Genomic DNA, 17,705 nt, shown 5'->3' with positions numbered 1-17,705 from the left:
TTGGATCCATTTGGAGGAAAAATGGCAATTACGGATGGTCCGAATTCACTTTTTATTTCATCGCAGTCAAAATCTTCATCAAGAGTAGGAAATGACATTTTAGCTTACTGCAATCGTTGCAAGATGAATTTAACTCATACTATTGTAACTTGTGGCGCAAATAATAAGCCTGAAAAGGTATTGTGCAATACATGTAAGTCAGAAAAACTATATCGCTCACCAAAATCTGAGGCTGAATTAGCTAAAGGAGGAACTCGGGAAATGGAACGTGATGAAGAACAAGATCTTGATTTAGATGCAGGGGCTAAGCGCCTCACAGGAGATGATCCTGGAGTAAAGAAAAAAAGTAAGTCAAAAGCAAAAGCTAGAAAAAAAGATGATTCTGACTCCAGAGCGAGTACAAAATCGGTTGCTCAGCTACCTTTAAGTATGCAAGCCGGCACCTCAGAAGATATTGCGCAATTTGAAGCGCGTTTAAGTGCGCAAAAAAATAATGTTTCGCAAGCTAAAGAGTATAAAGCATCTGTACGATTCAAAACAGGTGAGATACTCAATCATAAATCTTTTGGTATTGGCTTTGTGGTTGCGGAAAGCGGGCTCAATAAAATTGAAGTTCTATTTTCTAAAGGAAGAAAACTCTTAGCAACAGGCTTGGGGCAATGATTTCTTAATATTTTTTCCTTGAAAATCAGAATCTTAAGAGTTCTTTTGAGACTGCAAAATGCTTCGCGTGGAGGCTATTTGGAGTGGAACATATAGATCTCTTTAAGATGTTTGGTTTAAGTGAACCGACCCCATTTAGCACGGATCTTTCAATTCATGTGGGTGAAGCTCATAATGAAATTCGTCTGATTATAAAGCACCATTTGCAGAAGCTTGGTTTTGCCAATGTCAAAACGGATAGGGATGGTCACGCTTCTTTAGCGGAATTACGCGTAAAACCTGTTCATATTGCCATTGAAGGTGATGATCTTGAGTTTGTAAATGGTTACGATATGCTCAAAGAATTGAGTGAAGATCACAACTGTTACCGACCAGCATTTGTCCTTATATCAAAAGCCCTAAATAAAGGTGAATTGATGTATGCACTTGAAGTAGGTATGGATGATCTGCTTGTGCGCCCCATTTCTCAAGGCGATCTTTTGCCAAAAATTCGCAGTGCTTATAATGCTTTTATCAATCCTAAAAATCCTGAACGAATATATGAATTTGCAAAATCTAAAATGCGTGACAAAGAATATGATGAAGCTTTAAAAGTTTATCAAGAATTATTCAAAGTCTCACACAAAGCTGCCCGCCCTCCAGTCGGTATTGCCAGGATTCTTTTAATAAAAAAACAATTAGAAGAAGCGTTAAAGTATGCCACTCTTGGGATAGAGCGGAATGAAAACTATGTCCATGCCTATGTAGTCCGTGCTGAAATTTATGCACAAATGAATGACAATGAAAAGTCTCTTGAAGATTTAAAAAAAGCTGTGGCTGTCAGCCCACTTAATATCGTGCGTTATGAAAGCTGTACTGAAATGCTTTTAAAACAGAATAAAATCGATGAATGCATTCAAATTTTAAGCATAGCAACCAGTGCAGGCTTAAAACATCCTTATATTATTGAGCGGTTAGGATTCTGTTATTTTTCAAAAAAAGACTATGTCAGTGCGTTAAAACTTTTGAAAGAAGCTGTACACCTTGATCCTGAGAATGTGAGTTATGCAAATTCTTTGGCTATTTGTTACCGCGATTCCAAGGATTATGAAAAAGGGGTGCAAACTTATAATCAAATTTTAAAGAAACATCCCGATAATCATCTTGTGCTATTTAATAAGGCAGTGACTTTGATACTTTGGGAAAAAAAGGATGAAGCCATTAAAGTCTTGCGACGCGTTGTGAAAATTGATCCCAACTATACGAAAGCTAAGGATAAATTAACAGAATTAGGCGCAAGTTTTGAAGAATGATTTCAGTGACGGAGATCCCTAATGGAAAAAGAACTTCCCTTTACAAATGCGAAAAGTCCCGAAAATATGCTTGTGCAATTGCTCTTTCATTTTTCAGTTTTAATGGAATATCAATTGATTGATTTACAAGCAAATGTTCGATCTTTTGTTGAAGCCATGTCCACTGCCATTCAACAAATGGATAATTTAGTTGTGCAAGAGGGACGTTCAGCTCAAGAGATTTTTGAAAGTTTATTTAATAAATCAACTCACAACGAAGCAGCGACTCTAAATACCCGCGCAAATTCTCGCGCAGACGATATTTTTGCTGAAGCAGCGGCTCAAGCCAATCCCGCATTATTGCCACCTGCAATCAGAGAAGCTGTGGAAAAAGATGCAGAAGCAAAAGGAATAGATAATAATACGAGTTCCAATGCTTATGATCACATTTGGTCTGATATTTCAAAACGCATGGAAAGTGTTTGCCGTCTTGAAGAGAGGCTTCGCCCACAAGTCTATACAATGATTCAATCCCTTAATTTTGAAGATATTCAAACGCAAAGAATTGAACATGCTTTAGGTGCACAAAAGAAAATCAACGAAGGTCTTATGAAGTTTTTGAACAAAGGAATTCAAAATTGTGATCTACAAGAAGTATTAGAATTCGCTACTAAATTGATAAAAGACACTCGTGCTTCATATACGATGTCTGAAGAAAGACAGGTATTTGATCAAGTTTTTTATGAGGGAAAAAAAGAAAAAGCTAAGGTGTAAATATTTCTTTTTTATTGTCTCTTAACCAGATTAATTCAATACTCTTTGCTGGAATATCCTTATAATTTTTATCTGAAAAATTTGCAGTTAATTGCACATCATCGCCAAATTGTGTTCTTTGTACCAATTTATCCTCAGTCAGCCATGAAAAATGAGATAGCGGTAACGTGGCAATTTTTTTGTGTAGCGGTGAGAAAAAAGCATTTAGTTTTTTAAGCATTTCTGCCTGTTCCTTTACCATTTGAGTATCAAGAACCCAATTTGTAGGTATGCCATACAGTAATTCTAACAATAAACGATCTTTTATTGCATTTTTAAATTTTGTAATTGGTATTTCCCAGCGATCCGTCGTTATAATACTTTCATGAAATGCGGCTTGGAAGAGTGGTATTCTATAAATAGAATTGAATTTAGTTTTTATATATTCAGTAGGCGCATTGATTGATTTAAAGAAAAAACTTGGACGTTCTGTAGGGTACCAGGCTCCATATTGTTTCTTATTTCGGGTTAGCTTCCAATGCGGGCCATTAAAGACAGAAGTGTTGCCATGGGCAAATGCTAGGGAAGGAACAAATAAATAAACAGCTGTTTCTGAACCAAGAACGAGTTTTTTATCTTCTGAAATTAATTTCATACGTGCTATGCGGTTATTTAAATCTTGTTCAATATTCATGGCGTGTTCTGGTGAATAATCATCGTGTAACGTACCAGTGCCATCAACATCTAAAAAATAACTATTTATTCCTGTTTCTGCAAATTTATTTAAACGATCTTTTAAGTCTTTATTTGTTGGGTTTTGCAAGGCAAAATATTGGGAACTTGCCTCATAACCGCGATTATGAAACCCTTTTATAGGTTCTCCTTTTTTGTCGATGACAGCAGCTTTGGGCCAAGCATTTGGAAAAACGGATAAATATGTATCTGCCGTCCTTGGGTTTTGGATATTTTCCCATGTGTCATATGGACCGACTAGAAAGCCAAGATTTTTAGCTGTTTGAATATAATCTTTAGATATTTTAAATTTATCGTTTTCTCCTTCATCGGTACCTATCCACATTTTTTCAATGCCTAATTTATTTATTGCATTTAAAAATTCTATAGTTCTCCCTGTACCCCATACATAAGTGTGCATTGCACCAAATAATTTATTTATATTAGGATTAAGTTTTTGTTTATCATCTAGTGTCAAAAATTGTGATTTTTCAATTAATTGTTTTTTAAAGATCTGGCTTGGAAAAATTGGATTTGTTGTTTCGTTATAATTAATTGTGATTTCATAAGTTGAGAAGTTATCTATTTTTCTAAATTCATGGCTTTGAACTGCATACATTCTATTTTGCTGATTTTTAATATTAAGTGTATTGTTTAAACTCTTTTCTGAAATGTATGATATAATATTATTTTCTGTTTGGATACCAAAGAGTGGTAAGGTCAATGCGTACGCCATTGGATACTCTGACGCATCATATTTTTGTATAGAATTTTGCCAAAACAAGCTTTGTACAGGGATAAGTAGACCTTCACCATCAGGAATAATTAAATTCTTAGAGTTTTTCACTGTGATAGTGTTGGGCCACTCTAAAACCTGTTCTTTATTAGAATCAAATTTAAATATGAGATCGTCGCCTTTATGGGTGACAGACACAGACAATTGCTTTGCTGGAAATAACCACTGAGCAGAAGTATTATTGAATGTTAAATTTGCAATCTCTCCAAGATCTTTTTGTAATGTAGAGGCAATAGTGTTTTTTTCATTTAATTTCGTATAAGAAACTTCTAGGTTTTCTGGGTTTATTTCGACATCCCAATTTTGCAGATGAAATTGTATTTTTTTATCTTGCGCAAAAATAAAAGAATGTGATAGAGTTGCCATGATTAAAGGAATAAAGTTTTTAATTTTCATTTATAATTCCTGCATTATATGAATAGGCATAAAGAAAAGAATGTGCTAAAGAGACAATCATTCTTCATTCAGAATTATATCCTGTTCTTTCATATGCGCAAGAAAAACTCCTTGCAGAATGAGTAGGAAAAAAAATAAATATTTATGGAGATAAAAAGAGGATGAAAGCAAACTTGGAAAAGAGTGAAAAGCATTTAAATAATAATCTTTCTTTGTGGAATAATTGGGCTAAATTTACAGTGTCATATGGGACAAGATACCATTTCATAGGCACATTTAGGAGCTACCGAAACTGGAATTGATCTTTCCAATGAAGCTATAGAATTGGCAAAGCAACTCAGTCAGGAACTCAATATCCCTGCTCAGTTTATTTGTTCGGATGTTCTTAAGGTACCTTGACTGAAGCTTATTCGACTCATGAAAATTTTATCTGTTCTGAAGTAAATGGAAGCTATGCCGATTTTAATGAAAAATTTTCACATTTGGCTTATGAATGGAGTCTTTCATTGAGTGAAATCGTAAATGCGCTCAGGAAAAAAGGTCTTATTCTTGAATATTTAAATGAATTTACCTATAGCTTCTATAATTGTTTTCCAAACCTAGAGGAGATTGCTGCAGACAAATATGTTTTAAAACATCCAAATAAAAAATTTCCTTTGATGTTTTCAATCAAAGCAACCTATCAGCCCGAATCGAAGTTGCCATAGTGCTTAAATATTGCCATGCAGCAATCCGATTGTTTGAAATCCCCCTCCTGCAGCGATCCAAATATCTAAAAATTGATACTCTTTATTTCCTTCATATATTTTGTATTCATTTGTAAATATTTTTTGCAAAGAATTATATTCAATTACATCTATACGAGCAAGCCAGCTTTCATGTACATTATTCGTACAAGCATCATAAATAGAAATTTCTTCCGCAAAAAAATGAGTTTTAAAACAAATTCCTTTTTCATCTTTTTCATAAGAGAAAAATGAACTATTGGCACACAAAGTTAAAAAGTGATTTATAAGATTGTCTTTTGCAATTTGAGTGCGTGTGTGGAAAAAAATAGCTTTTAAAAAAAGAACGCGAGTTCTCAAGACTGGTAGTGAGGCACAGACCATATTTCCCACATCTGCCATTAGGGTCGGAATATTTGTAGAAATTTCTTCAGGCAATTTAGCCATTACATCGGTCAATATATTTTTATTAGCTTGGTGAATATAAATTGTGCAGGCGATACATTTTTTATTTCGTGTGAGTAAATATTCGTTTCTTGTTTTCCAACAATTTTCTATCGCATTCGTAATTGCTTTTACTGTCTGTAAATACATAAATTTAGCATCTGTAAAAGTAAGTTTATTGCGTTCGATATTTTCTAAAGTAACAGGCTCTCTTGACCCACCGACAGGAATAAGAATATTTTGTGCAAGTTCAGATTGGCTTTCTTGATGAATGAAGACTAGGAAATCATCTTTTTCATTTCCCTCTGTTAAATAAACGCCGCCAGCACCATCGGCAAAAAGTGATTTTGTCCGCAAATCATTTTCCGTGAGCCCTTTGTGCTTGAGTTCTGTTGCAACCACGAGGGTATTTTCTTGCGCTGTTAAAAAGCCGAATGAGCTGCGCAAAGCAGAAAGAAAGCTTGAGCAGGAACTTGCAATATCGAGACAATGAGTCTTGTTATTGAGTCTAAGTCCTTTGTGCACAAAAGTTGCTGTTGCAGGCGAAGGAAAATCCCCAGAGGTTGTAGCGACAAGCAGCGCTGAGATGGTTTTTAAATCGATTGAACTTGCTTTGATAGCTTGGATAGCTAAATCACTGGCTGCTTCAGTATATAAGGCATAGCGTCTTTCGTAGATCCCAGTGTGCTTTGATATTGTGTCTGCCATATCTGCTGGTGTTTTGTCTTTTGTCGATAGATATTCAGCCAACTTTATATTATCTACCACGTGGCTTGGTAAATAAGCAAAGCTTGATTTTATCTTAACATATTGTATTATTTTAGATATATTTTTCAAGATAAGCTCTTTCCTCAGATAAAATGACCAAAAGAATTCTTAATATTAGCAAATTTTATAAAAATGTAAATTATTTATATCTTAAGCAATTGGAATAAAACTCTCTTTGATAATTTTATTGCTTTCTTCAGCCATAAGAGCTTTAGATAATTGAGAATTATATTCTATTCTATCTATGAACTTTATTTCAGCTTGAATACTTTTGCAGGAAAAAAGTTTAAGCAGATGGCTAAAAAAGCACATATCACCATACCAAAAATCTTGTCCTTATTTGCCAATATTTAAGTTTTCTCCATCGATCTTTAAATAATTTATGCAGAGAGGCAAAACAGACGACTGTGAAAGTATAGCTGATTGAAATAGTGGTTTTTTAAATGCTCTTATTTCTTTTCCTTCTGTGCTTGTAGCTTCTGGAAAAAAATCACATAAAAAATTCTCATCATGGTTGTATTTGTCATTTTTTATAATGAGTTGTATGTTTAAAAAGAACAAACACCAATTAGAAAAAAAAGAAATTATATACAGTAAAAATTTTCTAGATTTATTAATATTAAATCCACATATTAAAAAGAAAAAAAATGGTAATAAAAAAATAAATCAAAACAGTCATAAAAAATAAAAATAATTTAAATAAAACTCTTAAACTACTGGCCATAAGTGTTATAGATTTCTAATATATCTTTGTTTAAAAAGAGGGGATAAGTCTTTTAAATAAAGCATGGTAAAAAAATAGACACATTTAAAACTCATATCTATTGCTGGTTCACCATAAATCCTTGCTCCAGCTAAAATATAACCTCTTAACAGAGGTGGAAGGTAGTTTCTTTTTAACTCGTCGTGCCCAACTTTTAAAAGATGCAAATGTTGTCGATAATTGTGATTATTTATTTCATCAAAATCCAACCGCTGTAGATAAAGGACAATTGACTTGGCAGTGTGGACGGAAAGGTGATTTTTTAAGCTTTTGGTCATTATGGAAAAGTGTAGGGACGAATGGGCTAGGAGATTTTGTTAATAAACTTTACAAAATTCGTGATGAAGTTTTGATGTATATAAATGAGAAAGAACGATTAGAATTATTGCATACTCCAGAATATTTAAATATATGTGTTAAAATAGTTCCTCCTTATAAAAATTATAGTAACTTTAATTGGTCAAAAATTGTAAGAAATAAATTAATTGATAAAAATTATGCAATGATAAATTATTCTCAAGATGAAGATGGATTTTTTCTGCGACTGATATTAGTGAATCCATTTTTAGAAAGTTATCATATAAAAAAAATGCTTGATTGGTGTTTAGAAATCGAATAATGATATCTTCCATTTGTTTCTAATGACTTAAAGTTACAAATAAAAAATTAAAAAAATGCTTTACTTTATAAAAAAATTAAATATATTTTTGATGTCAACTGTGCAACATCAAATGAAGGAGAATTTTATGAAAAATAATTCACAAAACTTTTTCGATATGTATAATGCAAATGATGATTTGAAAATAAATGGACTTCTTGCTGCAAATATTAACTTAAAGTGTATCCAGATTGCTGTTAAATATGATTTGTTTATGCATTTAGATAATGGTATAAATGAACTAAATTCTTTGGCTAAAAAAAATGATTTTATACCGAGTAGACTTTATCGATTATTAAAATGCCTTGAAAATATTAATTTGATCAAAGAAACAAGCGATATGAATTTTCATTTGACTCGAATGGGCGAAAGATTTCTTCCTAATAAAAAAGGAAATTATGCAAACTTAACAAATCTGTGGAGTCTTGAATTTTTCAAAGCTGCAGAAAATATTGATAAAGCTCTAAGAACAGAAAAAAGTGCTTTTGAATGTGCGCATAATGAATCTCTTTATTCTTATTTTAATAAAAATCCTGAGAGAGAAACTGTATTTAATCTAGCAATGCGTGATTTGTCTGAAAATATAAATAAAAATGCTTTGTATGAAATGGATTTAAGCTCTGTAAAAACAATTGCAGATGTCGGAGGAGGCTCAGGAGCTTCAATTAGAAATATGATTACTCAGCACGCACATTTGCAAGGGATACTTTTTGATCAAAAAAGTGTTATAGAAAGTGCTATGAGCGAAATGGAAGACTTTCAATATAAAAATAGGGTTGAACTGATATGGGGTGATTTCTTTAAGCCTCTTCCTTTTAAAGTAGATTGCATTGTGCTTTCAAATATCATTCACAATTGGAATGATGAAAAAGCAAGACAAATTTTAGCAAATTGTCGAAAAGCATTAAATGAAGGTGGAAAAATTTATTTAATTGAAGCGGCTTTAGAAAGTTCAATTGAACCATTATTGGCAAGAACGATGGATTTTGCAATGCTTTTAATGACGGAAGGAAAAGAAAGAACTTTTTCTGAATTTGAAAAGCTATTTCACTCAGCAAATCTCAAGCTTGTAAGCGCTAAAAATGTTTTAAATATGACCTGCCTTATTGAAGTGAGAGAAAAGTGATTCTATCACTTTTCTCCTGATTTTTAATTTCTCAAAAAAATTGCATAAAACTCTTATTTATTTAAGCTATGTTCTATTTGCTTTACAGATTTCATTCTCGAATGTAAGACTATCTCCAGTTCTTTTTGGCGATAATTTTTAGAGGAGATAAAAAATGCAGCATTTAGAACAAGATAAAAGAGAAAAAATTCAGCAGGAATACTGTGCAGACGAGGCCAAAGAACTAATTAGTGAAGAATATAATGAAGAATTATACTTAAAAGCTATAGAATTGTATAAAAAACCTTTTTTACAATTGTTACAAGATGCCGCTATTGTGCATAAGGAGCATTGGCCAGAAGCAGACATTCAGCGCAGTGCATTGCTATCGATTAAGACAGGATCTTGTCCTGAAGATTGTTCCTATTGCCCTCAAAGTGCACGTTATGAAACAGACATTAAAAAGCATCCTTTGATGGAAGTCCAAGATATTGTCGAGAAAGCAAAGGTTGCTAAAGAAAATGGAGCAGAGCGCTTCTGCATGGGAGCAGCTTGGAGAAAGCCGCCAAGAGGCGAACAATTTGAGCGGGTACTAGAAGCAATTCGTGAAGTCAAAGCGCTAGGAATGGAGGCCTGCGTTACGTTAGGGTTGTTAAATGATGAGCAAAGTCGAAAATTAAAAGAAGCAGGTTTGGATTATTACAATCATAATGTTGATACTTCAAAAGATTATTATTCAAAAATAATTACAACAAGAAAATTTAAAGATCGAGTTGAAACACTAAGAAATCTAAGAAGAAATGATATAAATATCTGTTGTGGTGGAATATTAGGAATGGGCGAAAGTGCTGAAGATAGAATGAAACTTGTCGCCTTTTTAGCTACCATGGATCCACAGCCAGAAAGTATTCCCATCAATTTCCTAGTTAAATTTGATGGTACACCTTTAGAGAATCAAGATGACGTCGATGTGCTCGATTTTGTCAGAACCATCGCTGTGGCCCGTATTCTTATTCCAAAAGCCCGTTTACGTCTTTCTGCAGGTAGAATGAATTTGAGCAGAGAAGCACAAATTTTATGTTTAGCTGCAGGGGCTAACTCCATTTTCAGCGGCGACATTTTATTAACTTCTCCGCTTCCAGGTTATTCTTTCGATAATAAACTTATCGATGATGTCACAAAGCCACTTAATCTTTTAAATGAAAAAGAATATGTCAACTGAATATTTGAATAAAATATGGCAGAGCACGAACTCTGTCTTAATAGAGCAGCATAATTTTAGAAAACCAATTCACTATTTTAAAAATAAAAGTGAACAAAAAATCAAGATTGATTTTTCAACAAATGATTACTTAGCAATGCGCTTTGATCCACGGGTGATAAATGCTGGTTACCGAGCTGCTCAAGAGAATGGGGCAGGATCAGGTTCTTCAAGAATGGTTGTAGAAACCGATGCAAATCTTTTGGAATTAGAAGACTATTTTTCAAATTGTGTTGGTTTAAAATATTCTCTTTATTTTACTTCTGGATTTATGGCAAACTTAGCATTATTTGATGCTCTTGCACCGTATTCATTTGAAGAAAATATAATTTCTCAGGAATTATTTGTTGATCATCGTTGTCATGCAAGTATTTATTTAGGTTTTCGTAATGCAAAAATTCCTGCGTCTATTTTTCGCCATATGGATTTTAATAATTTAGAGCAAAAATTACAAAAATCATCGGCCCAAGCAAAAATCATTGTAATAGAATCTTTATTTTCTATGGATGGTGATATTTTCGATTCTACAAAATTATTAGAAATTTGTGAAAAGTATAATACTTTTATAATTATTGATGAAACACATTCAATTGGAGTTTTTTCAACAGGAAGTTATTTGGCAGAAAACCCATATTTAAAAAAATATGTGTTAGCTATAGTTGCTGGTTGTGGAAAAGCGTTAGGGGTTTCTGGTGGTTTTATTGCAACTGATTATTTAGAATTAAAACAAAGAATAATGCAAAAATCAAAGGCTTTAATCTATTCAACAGCAGCTACTCCATTTGCCGTTGGTGCTCTCCATCAATCACTCAAAATAATTTTTAGCGAAGAAGGAAAATTAAAAAGATATAAATTATCTAGAATTATAAATTATTTTAAAGAAAAAATATCTTTATTGCCCAAAAATCGTTCGTGTCAGAATATTCATGAGTTAAATAATCATTGTTCTCATATAATTCCATTGATAATAGGTGACAATGCGCTTGTTTTAAAAATGGTACAATCATTGTTAGAACGTGGAATTTTAGTCAAAGAAATTCGCCCTCCTTCAGTCCCGCGCGGGACAGCAAGGTTAAGAGTTATATTAAGAAGCGATCATTCAGAAAAAGATATAGATGATTTAATTGAAAATATATTCTAAATTTTAAAGGAAGATTTATGTTAACAAAATATCCTGCATTTTATGTTATGGGTGCAAATACAGATATAGGTAAAACTTTATTTTCCACTGGACTTTGTTTGGCAGCAGCGCATGAAAAAGTTAATACACTTTATTTAAAACCGATTCAAACTGGATTCCCAAAAGATTCAGATTCATCATTCGTTAAAAAATACAATCAATCTGCTAAAGTGAGTGCAAAAACTCTTTTCTCATTATCTGAACCAGTTTCACCTCATCGTGCATTATCTGGGAACTTATCTTTAGAAGATTTTGAAGAAAAACTTTTAATAATGATACGTGATGAGATTAAACAAAATCAAGCTCATTTTGTCTTAATCGAAGGTGCTGGTGGAGTTGCTTCGCCATCATTGTCTGGCAATCTTCAATGTGATTTTTATCGGCCTCTGAGATTGCCTGTGATTTTTATAGCAGATGCAAAATTAGGGGGAATTTCATGCACAATCAGTTCGATATCTTTGCTTGAAAGCCGTGGGTACAATATAACTTGTATTCTTCTTTTTTCAGGTGAACATGAGAATGGTGAATTTCTAAAGAAGTATTATAATGAAAAATATCCTGTTTTTGAAATGAAAAATTTGAATAAATTAGAAGATATTAGGCAGAATGATAATTATTCACAAGAACTTGAATTGTGGTTTAATATTAATTTAAATGAATTTTTAAATGTATTTAGGTTTCTTTCAAACTATCATTTAAGTAGAATTCAAATAATTGACGAGTATATCGATATTGCTAATAAGCATATATGGTGGCCTTTTACTCAACATAAAAATATAAAATCTGCTAAATATATAGAGAGCGCATTTAACGACAATATACATTTTTTAAAGTTGCAGCAGGAAAGTAATAATAATTTACTTTCACAAATTTCATATGATGCATCTGCAAGTTGGTGGACGCAAGGAATCGGCCATGGATCCGTAAAGCTAGCTCAAGCAGCGGTGCACGCAGCGGGTCGATATGGTCATGTAATGTTCCCTGGTAATGTTCATGAACCCGTTGCAAAACTGACTCATAAATTAATCAATACTGTTGGGAGAGGTTGGGCGAATCGGGTATTCTATTCGGATAATGGATCGAGTGCAGTTGAAATTGCTTTGAAAATTGCATTTAGAAAATCTATTGGATTTCCAAAAGATAATAAAAAGATCGACGTTTATATAATAGGTTTAAAAGATTCATATCATGGTGATACAAATGCATCCATGAATGCAACAAATCCAAATATATTTAAAAACAATGAACATTGGTATACTCCAAAAGGATTTTGGTTAGATTATCCAAAAATAGCTCTCAAAAATAAAAAATACATTGTGAGTCTTCCTAAGGGTATGTCTACTGAAAATACTTTTACCATGCCTTTTCAATCATTAGGGTCATTTTTTGATGATGAACGACAAAAAACGCATTTATCAGAAATTTATTCTTCCTATATTCAAACTCAATTGGAATATATTGCTTCTGAAAATATAGCGATAGGTGCCTTGCTGTTAGAGCCTATTATTCAAGGGGCTGGTGGTATGAAGCTCATCGATCCTCTCTTTCAAAAGCAACTTATTTATGAGTGCCAAAAAAGAAATATACCTGTCATTATTGATGAGGTTTTTACCGGTTTTTGGCGACTTGGCAAAATAACAGCGGCACAATTGTTGAATATAAATCCAGATATTGCTTGCTATGCAAAACTTTTAACAGGTGGTTTATTGCCTATGTCTGTTACTTTAGCAAGTGAAGACTATTTTAACTGCTTCCTAGGTGATGATTTGTCAACAGCTCTTTTACATGGACATTCTTATACAGCAACGCCAGTTGGTTGTGCTGTCGCATTGGAAGCAATCGATGAAATACAAGCTTCACTTCATTATTGCCCTGAAAGAGATACTATCTGTAATTTATGGAATTATGCTTATGTAGAAAAAATATCTTGTCTTGATTCTGTTACCGGAGTTTTTGCTTTTGGAAGTATATTTGCCGTTGAACTGTCTGATACTGAAGCAGGATATGCTTCGTTGAGAGCAAAATCAATCGTAGAAAAACTGCAAGATTTAGATATAGCTATTCGTCCTTTAGGAAACGTAATTTATATTTTAGCAAGTTTTAACTCAACGAAAAAAAGATTGAATGGTATATTAAATACAGTGTATAATTTATTGAAAGAAGATTGCTAATACATTGCTGGCATGTCTTTTTCAATTTCAGGAAAATATTGTAAAGGATAGTAATATAAAACTCCCTCTAAATGTTCTTCTAGATTTTGAAAAGGATAAGAATTATTGAACTCAAATTTTTTATATTCAATTGCGTTCAATTGTGAAAACTCAGTATACTTTTTAAGGAAATTAAGATTGTGAATATTGGTCGCTTCTCCTATACAATATTGAAATCCTTGTTTTTTAGCCCAATGAGCTCCATGTTTAAATAATGTTTTTAACAATCCTTTTTGTTGATGCTCTTCTGCCACAGCTGTCATCCAAGTGTGGAGTAAAGTTGTTTTTTTTACCTGCAAAACTTTCTCATGATTCGAATAAAGTGATTCAAGAAAGTTGAAAATGATATTTAATTTTTTTGAAGAATGAATAACAGGTGAATAATCATTGTATACATCTGTTAAGATTCTTACAGCAGCAATTTTATTTGTGGTATTATCAATTGCGATCCATGATAATTTTTGTGGAAATGCGTGTATTAATAATCCTTCTACAAATTCAGTTAAATCATCTTCACTGAGTTTTAAATGCTTTCCCATAGGTTCATTTTCTATAAAAACTTTAATCAAGCAAAATTTTGCTTGATTAAAATACTCATCATTTAATATACAAAAGTTAAAATCTGTGTCTTTCATATTAGATTTCCTTTTTAAATTTTTTAGCAATATTTTGTATTTCATACCAAAAAGATTGTAAATGATCTTCTTGAATATCAATTTGTCCAAATACTATACGAATTGCGACTTGATTATTTATTTTAGTATGTCCCAAAAAGAATTTTCCAGATGAGTTTATATGATCTATAATTTTTAAATTTACTTCATCGGAAGAACGAAATCGAAAGCAAATTAGGTTAAAATTTCTTTGTGTGAGAATTTCAAATTCTGAATCATTGGCAATCCAATTTTCCATTTTTTGCCCAAGTAAAATATGATTTCTTATAATTTCTCGTAATTTATCTGTGCCATACCAGCGGATTACGAACCAAAGTTTGAGTGCACGGAAGCGACGGCCGAGGCCTAGACTCCAGTCGCTAAAATTTGTATTTTCTTCAAAATGAGTTTCTTTCAAATACTCAGGTGTTTTAACTGAAAATGTTCGGACTAAATTATTTTTTTCTTTTAGAAAAAATGCAGAGCATTCAAAAGAAGTTAAAAGCCATTTATGAGGATTAAAAACTATGCTGTCAGCAAGTTCATAGCCTTTTGCTATATCTCTTATTTCGGGAAGAATAAGTGCTGCGCCTGCATATGCTGCATCGATATGGAACCATAAATTATATTTTTTTGTAATAGCAGATATTTTTTCTAAGTCATCGATAGCAGTTGAGCCTGTAGTCCCCAAAGCACCCACCACTAAAAAGGGTTTAAAACCATTTTTAATATCTTCTTCAATCGTGGACAAAAGTATATCTGTGTTCATTTTCTGATTTTCACAGGTCGGTATTTTTCTCAAATTTTGACTGCCAATCCCAGCGATTTTTATGCCTTTTTCTATAGAAAAATGTGCTTCAGATGAGCAATAGGCAACGAGAGGAGCAAGTCCTGTTCCTTTTAAATTACTGAAAAAATCTGTTGCTTTTTCACGTGCAATCAGTGTGGCAATGAGAGTAGAGCTTGAGGCAGAATCTTGAAGAACACCAGAGAACTCTTTTGGTAAGCCAATAAGATCTCTTAACCATTCCATTACACTGATTTCAAGTTCTGTTGCTGCGGGTGATGCTGTCCAGTTCATACATTGAACATTTAAAGTTGCAATTAACATTTCGGCAAGAATTGATGGTGGGCTGGTTGTATTTGGAAATAGGCCAAAAAAATTATTGCTTTGCCAATGCATTAAACCTGGCAAAATCTTTTGTTTAAAATCTGTAAAGAGAGTAGAAAAACTCTCAGCATTTTCTGGGGGACATTTTGGAATTTGTTTATAGATATCCCCAAATTTTAATTTAGGAGAAACAGGTAAATTATTTTTCTGAGTGCTATATTCCAGAATCCAATCAGAAATAATATTTAAAGCTTTTTTAAAATCTTGTTCCATTTGTTAAACTCCTAAGGCAATATTAATTCCAAAGCATGAGAGGCATGCCCTCTTTATATCCTATAAAAACTTGAATTGTTATTCTTTCTTTGCCTTTAAATGCGCAGATAGCGTGAGGCTTTCTACAGTTAAAAATAATGAGATCACCTTTTTTAGGTTTTATTTTTATAGAAGGTGGCAATTTTTCTCGCCAATTTTTTGGAACTTGAGTCAAAGGTGTTAAATCGAGGGAATTCCACAATTCAAGTTCCCCTCCATCTTCAGGGGTATTGAGATAGATATTAGCTGCTAATTGTTTATCAAATTCAGCATATTTTAAGGGGAGAGCATCAAAATGAGGTTGAATTTCTGATAGGTAAGAGAGAGATTCTGAACTTATTCTAGCAATTCCTGTTAACATTTTTTTATTTTGAAAATGTGCAACACTAGCACCAGGAATAAATACTTCATCTAAAATTAAACGCAATTTATCAATAGGTGTAAAAGCAGGATAGCAATGCTGTCTGAGTCTTTCTCTAGCAACTTGAGCCTCTCTATAATATGCATTTATTAACTCTGCATCAGATGTATTATAAGTTGAATTAAAAGGTAATCCGATGCGATTGACCCCATAGTTTTGTAAGACTAATTTATTGTCTTCTATTGTTTCATGAGTATATATTTCAGAATTTTTATCTTTTTGGAGTTTAATATACAGCGAATCACATAAGTCAGCGGCATAAAAATTTTCTACTATGAGTGCTAATGTTTCATTTTGTATTAAGTTTTCAATTGATTTTTGTTTTATTTCTATTGTTCTTTCAATTATTGAATTATCCATTTAGCCTCCAATTTTATTAAAAAATAAAAGAGTTATAAATTTGAAAACGTTTTGAAAAATTATCATATAAAAAATTCTTGTCAAGATTTTATAATTAATTAATTTTTAAAAGGTAATTATAGAATATATTATATATGACATTATAAATTTTGATAATCTAGATTAAAGTAAAAATAACTTAGTTATCTTTACTGTTTGTATTGTTTGAATAGGTCTATTTTTTTTGTTTGCTTTTTATAAAGAATTATATTTGATAATAAATTCATTTTATTCTTTTTTTTAACAATTCGTCTTTTCTATATTTTTGAATATATTGAGCTGTATTCTTCAGCTTCAGGATAGAATTGTAGTGGATATTTATAATGCACACATTCTACATGTTCTTGCATATCAGCAAAGGGAAAAATTTCATTGTATTGATAATTTTTGTAAATTATAGAATTTAATTGATTAATCTTTGTATATTTTTTTAAAAAATTAAGATTGTGTATGTTACTCGCTTCTCCAATACATGAAGTAAAGCCAAGACTTTTAGCCCGGTTCGAGCCTAGCATATACAAACTTTTTAAAAGTCCTTTTTTTTGATAATCCTTTTCGACTGCTGTCATCCAAGTATGAAGTAAAGTGTTTTTTTGTACATTCAATTCTTCAGATTCGATATCATAAAGTGTGGTAATTAAATCTTTTATAATTGTAAGTTCTTTTGTTAATGGTGATTGAGGTAAGTAGTTATCATAAAAATCAGTCAGAACACGCACCGCTACTATTTTTTGTGTTGACTTATCGACTGCTATCCAACTCAGCTGTTGTGGAATTGCATGATTTAACAAACCATCTAAGAACTCATTTAAGTCATTCTGTTGGACCTGCAAGTGTTTTAGCATTGCTCCATCTGTACAGAAGACTCTTGCTAAGCACTCTTTTGCTTGATTAAAGTGTTCCTGCTTAAGTAGGCTAAAATGAAAATTTTGGAAAGAAATATTATTATACGCTTTAGCGGAATCTTTGTTTAAATTTACATCCATTTTTATATTCCACAATATTAAGTAACTGAACAGTTTTTGAATTCTTAATAGGCATTCTAGTTTTTCTAAAGTTAATTTTCAAGCTAGAGGCTTAACAA

The 17,705-nt window shown here is 32.2% G+C and carries 16 protein-coding genes; 9 read left to right on the top strand and 7 right to left on the bottom strand.

Annotation, left to right across the window (positions count from 1 at the left end; genetic code table 11):
- Window positions 1-21 precede the first annotated feature (21 nt).
- From H7355_RS11965 to H7355_RS11955, 3 genes are all read left to right on the top strand, one after another.
- Window positions 22-663, top strand: a complete 642-nt coding sequence (locus H7355_RS11965) for a hypothetical protein (protein ID WP_186647816.1) — start codon at window positions 22-24, stop codon at window positions 661-663.
- A gap of 83 nt (window positions 664-746) precedes the next feature.
- Window positions 747-1,955: a tetratricopeptide repeat protein gene (locus H7355_RS11960; RefSeq protein ID WP_186647814.1), complete on the top strand. Its 1,209-nt coding sequence runs from the start codon at window positions 747-749 to the stop codon at window positions 1,953-1,955.
- A 21-nt stretch (window positions 1,956-1,976) separates the two neighbouring features.
- Entirely contained in the window at window positions 1,977-2,708 is a 732-nt protein-coding gene (locus H7355_RS11955) for a hypothetical protein (protein WP_186647812.1), read from the top strand.
- Here the strand turns inward: H7355_RS11955 and H7355_RS11950 are convergent.
- The gene (locus H7355_RS11950; protein WP_186647810.1) at window positions 2,698-4,611 is read right to left on the bottom strand and encodes a glycoside hydrolase; all 1,914 of its coding nucleotides are present in this window, start codon (window positions 4,609-4,611) and stop codon (window positions 2,698-2,700) included. The two genes, H7355_RS11955 and H7355_RS11950, sit on opposite strands and share 11 nt — an antisense overlap.
- Before the next feature lie 395 nt (window positions 4,612-5,006).
- On the opposite strand from H7355_RS11950, the gene H7355_RS11945 reads away from it, so the two are divergent.
- A complete protein-coding gene (locus H7355_RS11945; protein ID WP_186647808.1) occupies window positions 5,007-5,318 on the top strand; it encodes a hypothetical protein in 312 nt (103 codons plus the stop codon).
- A 3-nt stretch (window positions 5,319-5,321) separates the two neighbouring features.
- On the opposite strand, the gene H7355_RS11940 is transcribed toward H7355_RS11945, so the two are convergent.
- A complete protein-coding gene (locus H7355_RS11940) occupies window positions 5,322-6,617 on the bottom strand; it encodes a 3-oxoacyl-ACP synthase III family protein (protein ID WP_186647806.1) in 1,296 nt (431 codons plus the stop codon).
- Window positions 6,618-6,884: 267 nt separating this feature from the next.
- On the bottom strand, window positions 6,885-7,109 hold the full coding sequence (locus tag H7355_RS11935) for a hypothetical protein (protein WP_186647804.1): 225 nt from the start codon (window positions 7,107-7,109) through the stop codon (window positions 6,885-6,887).
- Window positions 7,110-7,393: 284 nt separating this feature from the next.
- Here H7355_RS11935 and H7355_RS11930 point away from each other — a divergent pair, with 284 nt between their 5' ends.
- The 5 genes from H7355_RS11930 to H7355_RS11910 all read left to right on the top strand — a co-directional run bounded on the left by H7355_RS11930 (window position 7,394) and on the right by H7355_RS11910 (window position 13,686).
- Window positions 7,394-7,930 carry a pyridoxal-dependent decarboxylase gene (locus H7355_RS11930; RefSeq protein WP_186647802.1) on the top strand — a complete coding sequence of 179 codons (537 nt, stop codon included), beginning with the start codon at window positions 7,394-7,396 and terminating at the stop codon, window positions 7,928-7,930.
- Window positions 7,931-8,057: 127 nt separating this feature from the next.
- The gene (locus H7355_RS11925; RefSeq protein WP_186647800.1) at window positions 8,058-9,095 is read left to right on the top strand and encodes a methyltransferase; all 1,038 of its coding nucleotides are present in this window, start codon (window positions 8,058-8,060) and stop codon (window positions 9,093-9,095) included.
- Between the two features lie 154 nt (window positions 9,096-9,249).
- Window positions 9,250-10,296, top strand: a complete 1,047-nt coding sequence (gene bioB, locus H7355_RS11920; protein ID WP_186647798.1) for a biotin synthase BioB — start codon at window positions 9,250-9,252, stop codon at window positions 10,294-10,296.
- Window positions 10,286-11,476, top strand: coding sequence for an aminotransferase class I/II-fold pyridoxal phosphate-dependent enzyme (locus H7355_RS11915; protein ID WP_186647796.1), 1,191 nt, complete (start codon window positions 10,286-10,288; stop codon window positions 11,474-11,476). The genes bioB and H7355_RS11915 overlap by 11 nt, the downstream gene beginning before the upstream one ends.
- A gap of 17 nt (window positions 11,477-11,493) precedes the next feature.
- Complete coding sequence (locus H7355_RS11910; protein ID WP_186647794.1) at window positions 11,494-13,686, top strand: aminotransferase class III-fold pyridoxal phosphate-dependent enzyme; 2,193 nt, start codon at window positions 11,494-11,496, stop codon at window positions 13,684-13,686.
- On the opposite strand, the gene H7355_RS11905 is transcribed toward H7355_RS11910, so the two are convergent.
- From H7355_RS11905 to H7355_RS11890, 4 genes are all read right to left on the bottom strand, one after another.
- Complete coding sequence (locus tag H7355_RS11905) at window positions 13,683-14,360, bottom strand: GNAT family N-acetyltransferase (protein ID WP_186647792.1); 678 nt, start codon at window positions 14,358-14,360, stop codon at window positions 13,683-13,685. The two genes, H7355_RS11910 and H7355_RS11905, sit on opposite strands and share 4 nt — an antisense overlap.
- Window position 14,361: 1 nt before the next feature.
- The gene (locus H7355_RS11900; RefSeq protein WP_186647790.1) at window positions 14,362-15,762 is read right to left on the bottom strand and encodes a pyridoxal phosphate-dependent decarboxylase family protein; all 1,401 of its coding nucleotides are present in this window, start codon (window positions 15,760-15,762) and stop codon (window positions 14,362-14,364) included.
- A 22-nt stretch (window positions 15,763-15,784) separates the two neighbouring features.
- Complete coding sequence (locus tag H7355_RS11895) at window positions 15,785-16,582, bottom strand: 2OG-Fe(II) oxygenase (RefSeq protein ID WP_186647788.1); 798 nt, start codon at window positions 16,580-16,582, stop codon at window positions 15,785-15,787.
- A 296-nt stretch (window positions 16,583-16,878) separates the two neighbouring features.
- The gene (locus tag H7355_RS11890) at window positions 16,879-17,607 is read right to left on the bottom strand and encodes a hypothetical protein (protein ID WP_186647786.1); all 729 of its coding nucleotides are present in this window, start codon (window positions 17,605-17,607) and stop codon (window positions 16,879-16,881) included.
- Window positions 17,608-17,705: the final 98 nt, after the last annotated feature.

Origin of the sequence: Fluviispira vulneris (genome assembly GCF_014281055.1) — a bacterium.
Lineage (GTDB): Bacteria > Bdellovibrionota_B > Oligoflexia > Silvanigrellales > Silvanigrellaceae > Silvanigrella > Silvanigrella vulneris.
The sequence above is the reverse complement of the archived record's forward strand: the minus strand, read 5'-3'. Positions and strand labels throughout refer to the sequence as shown.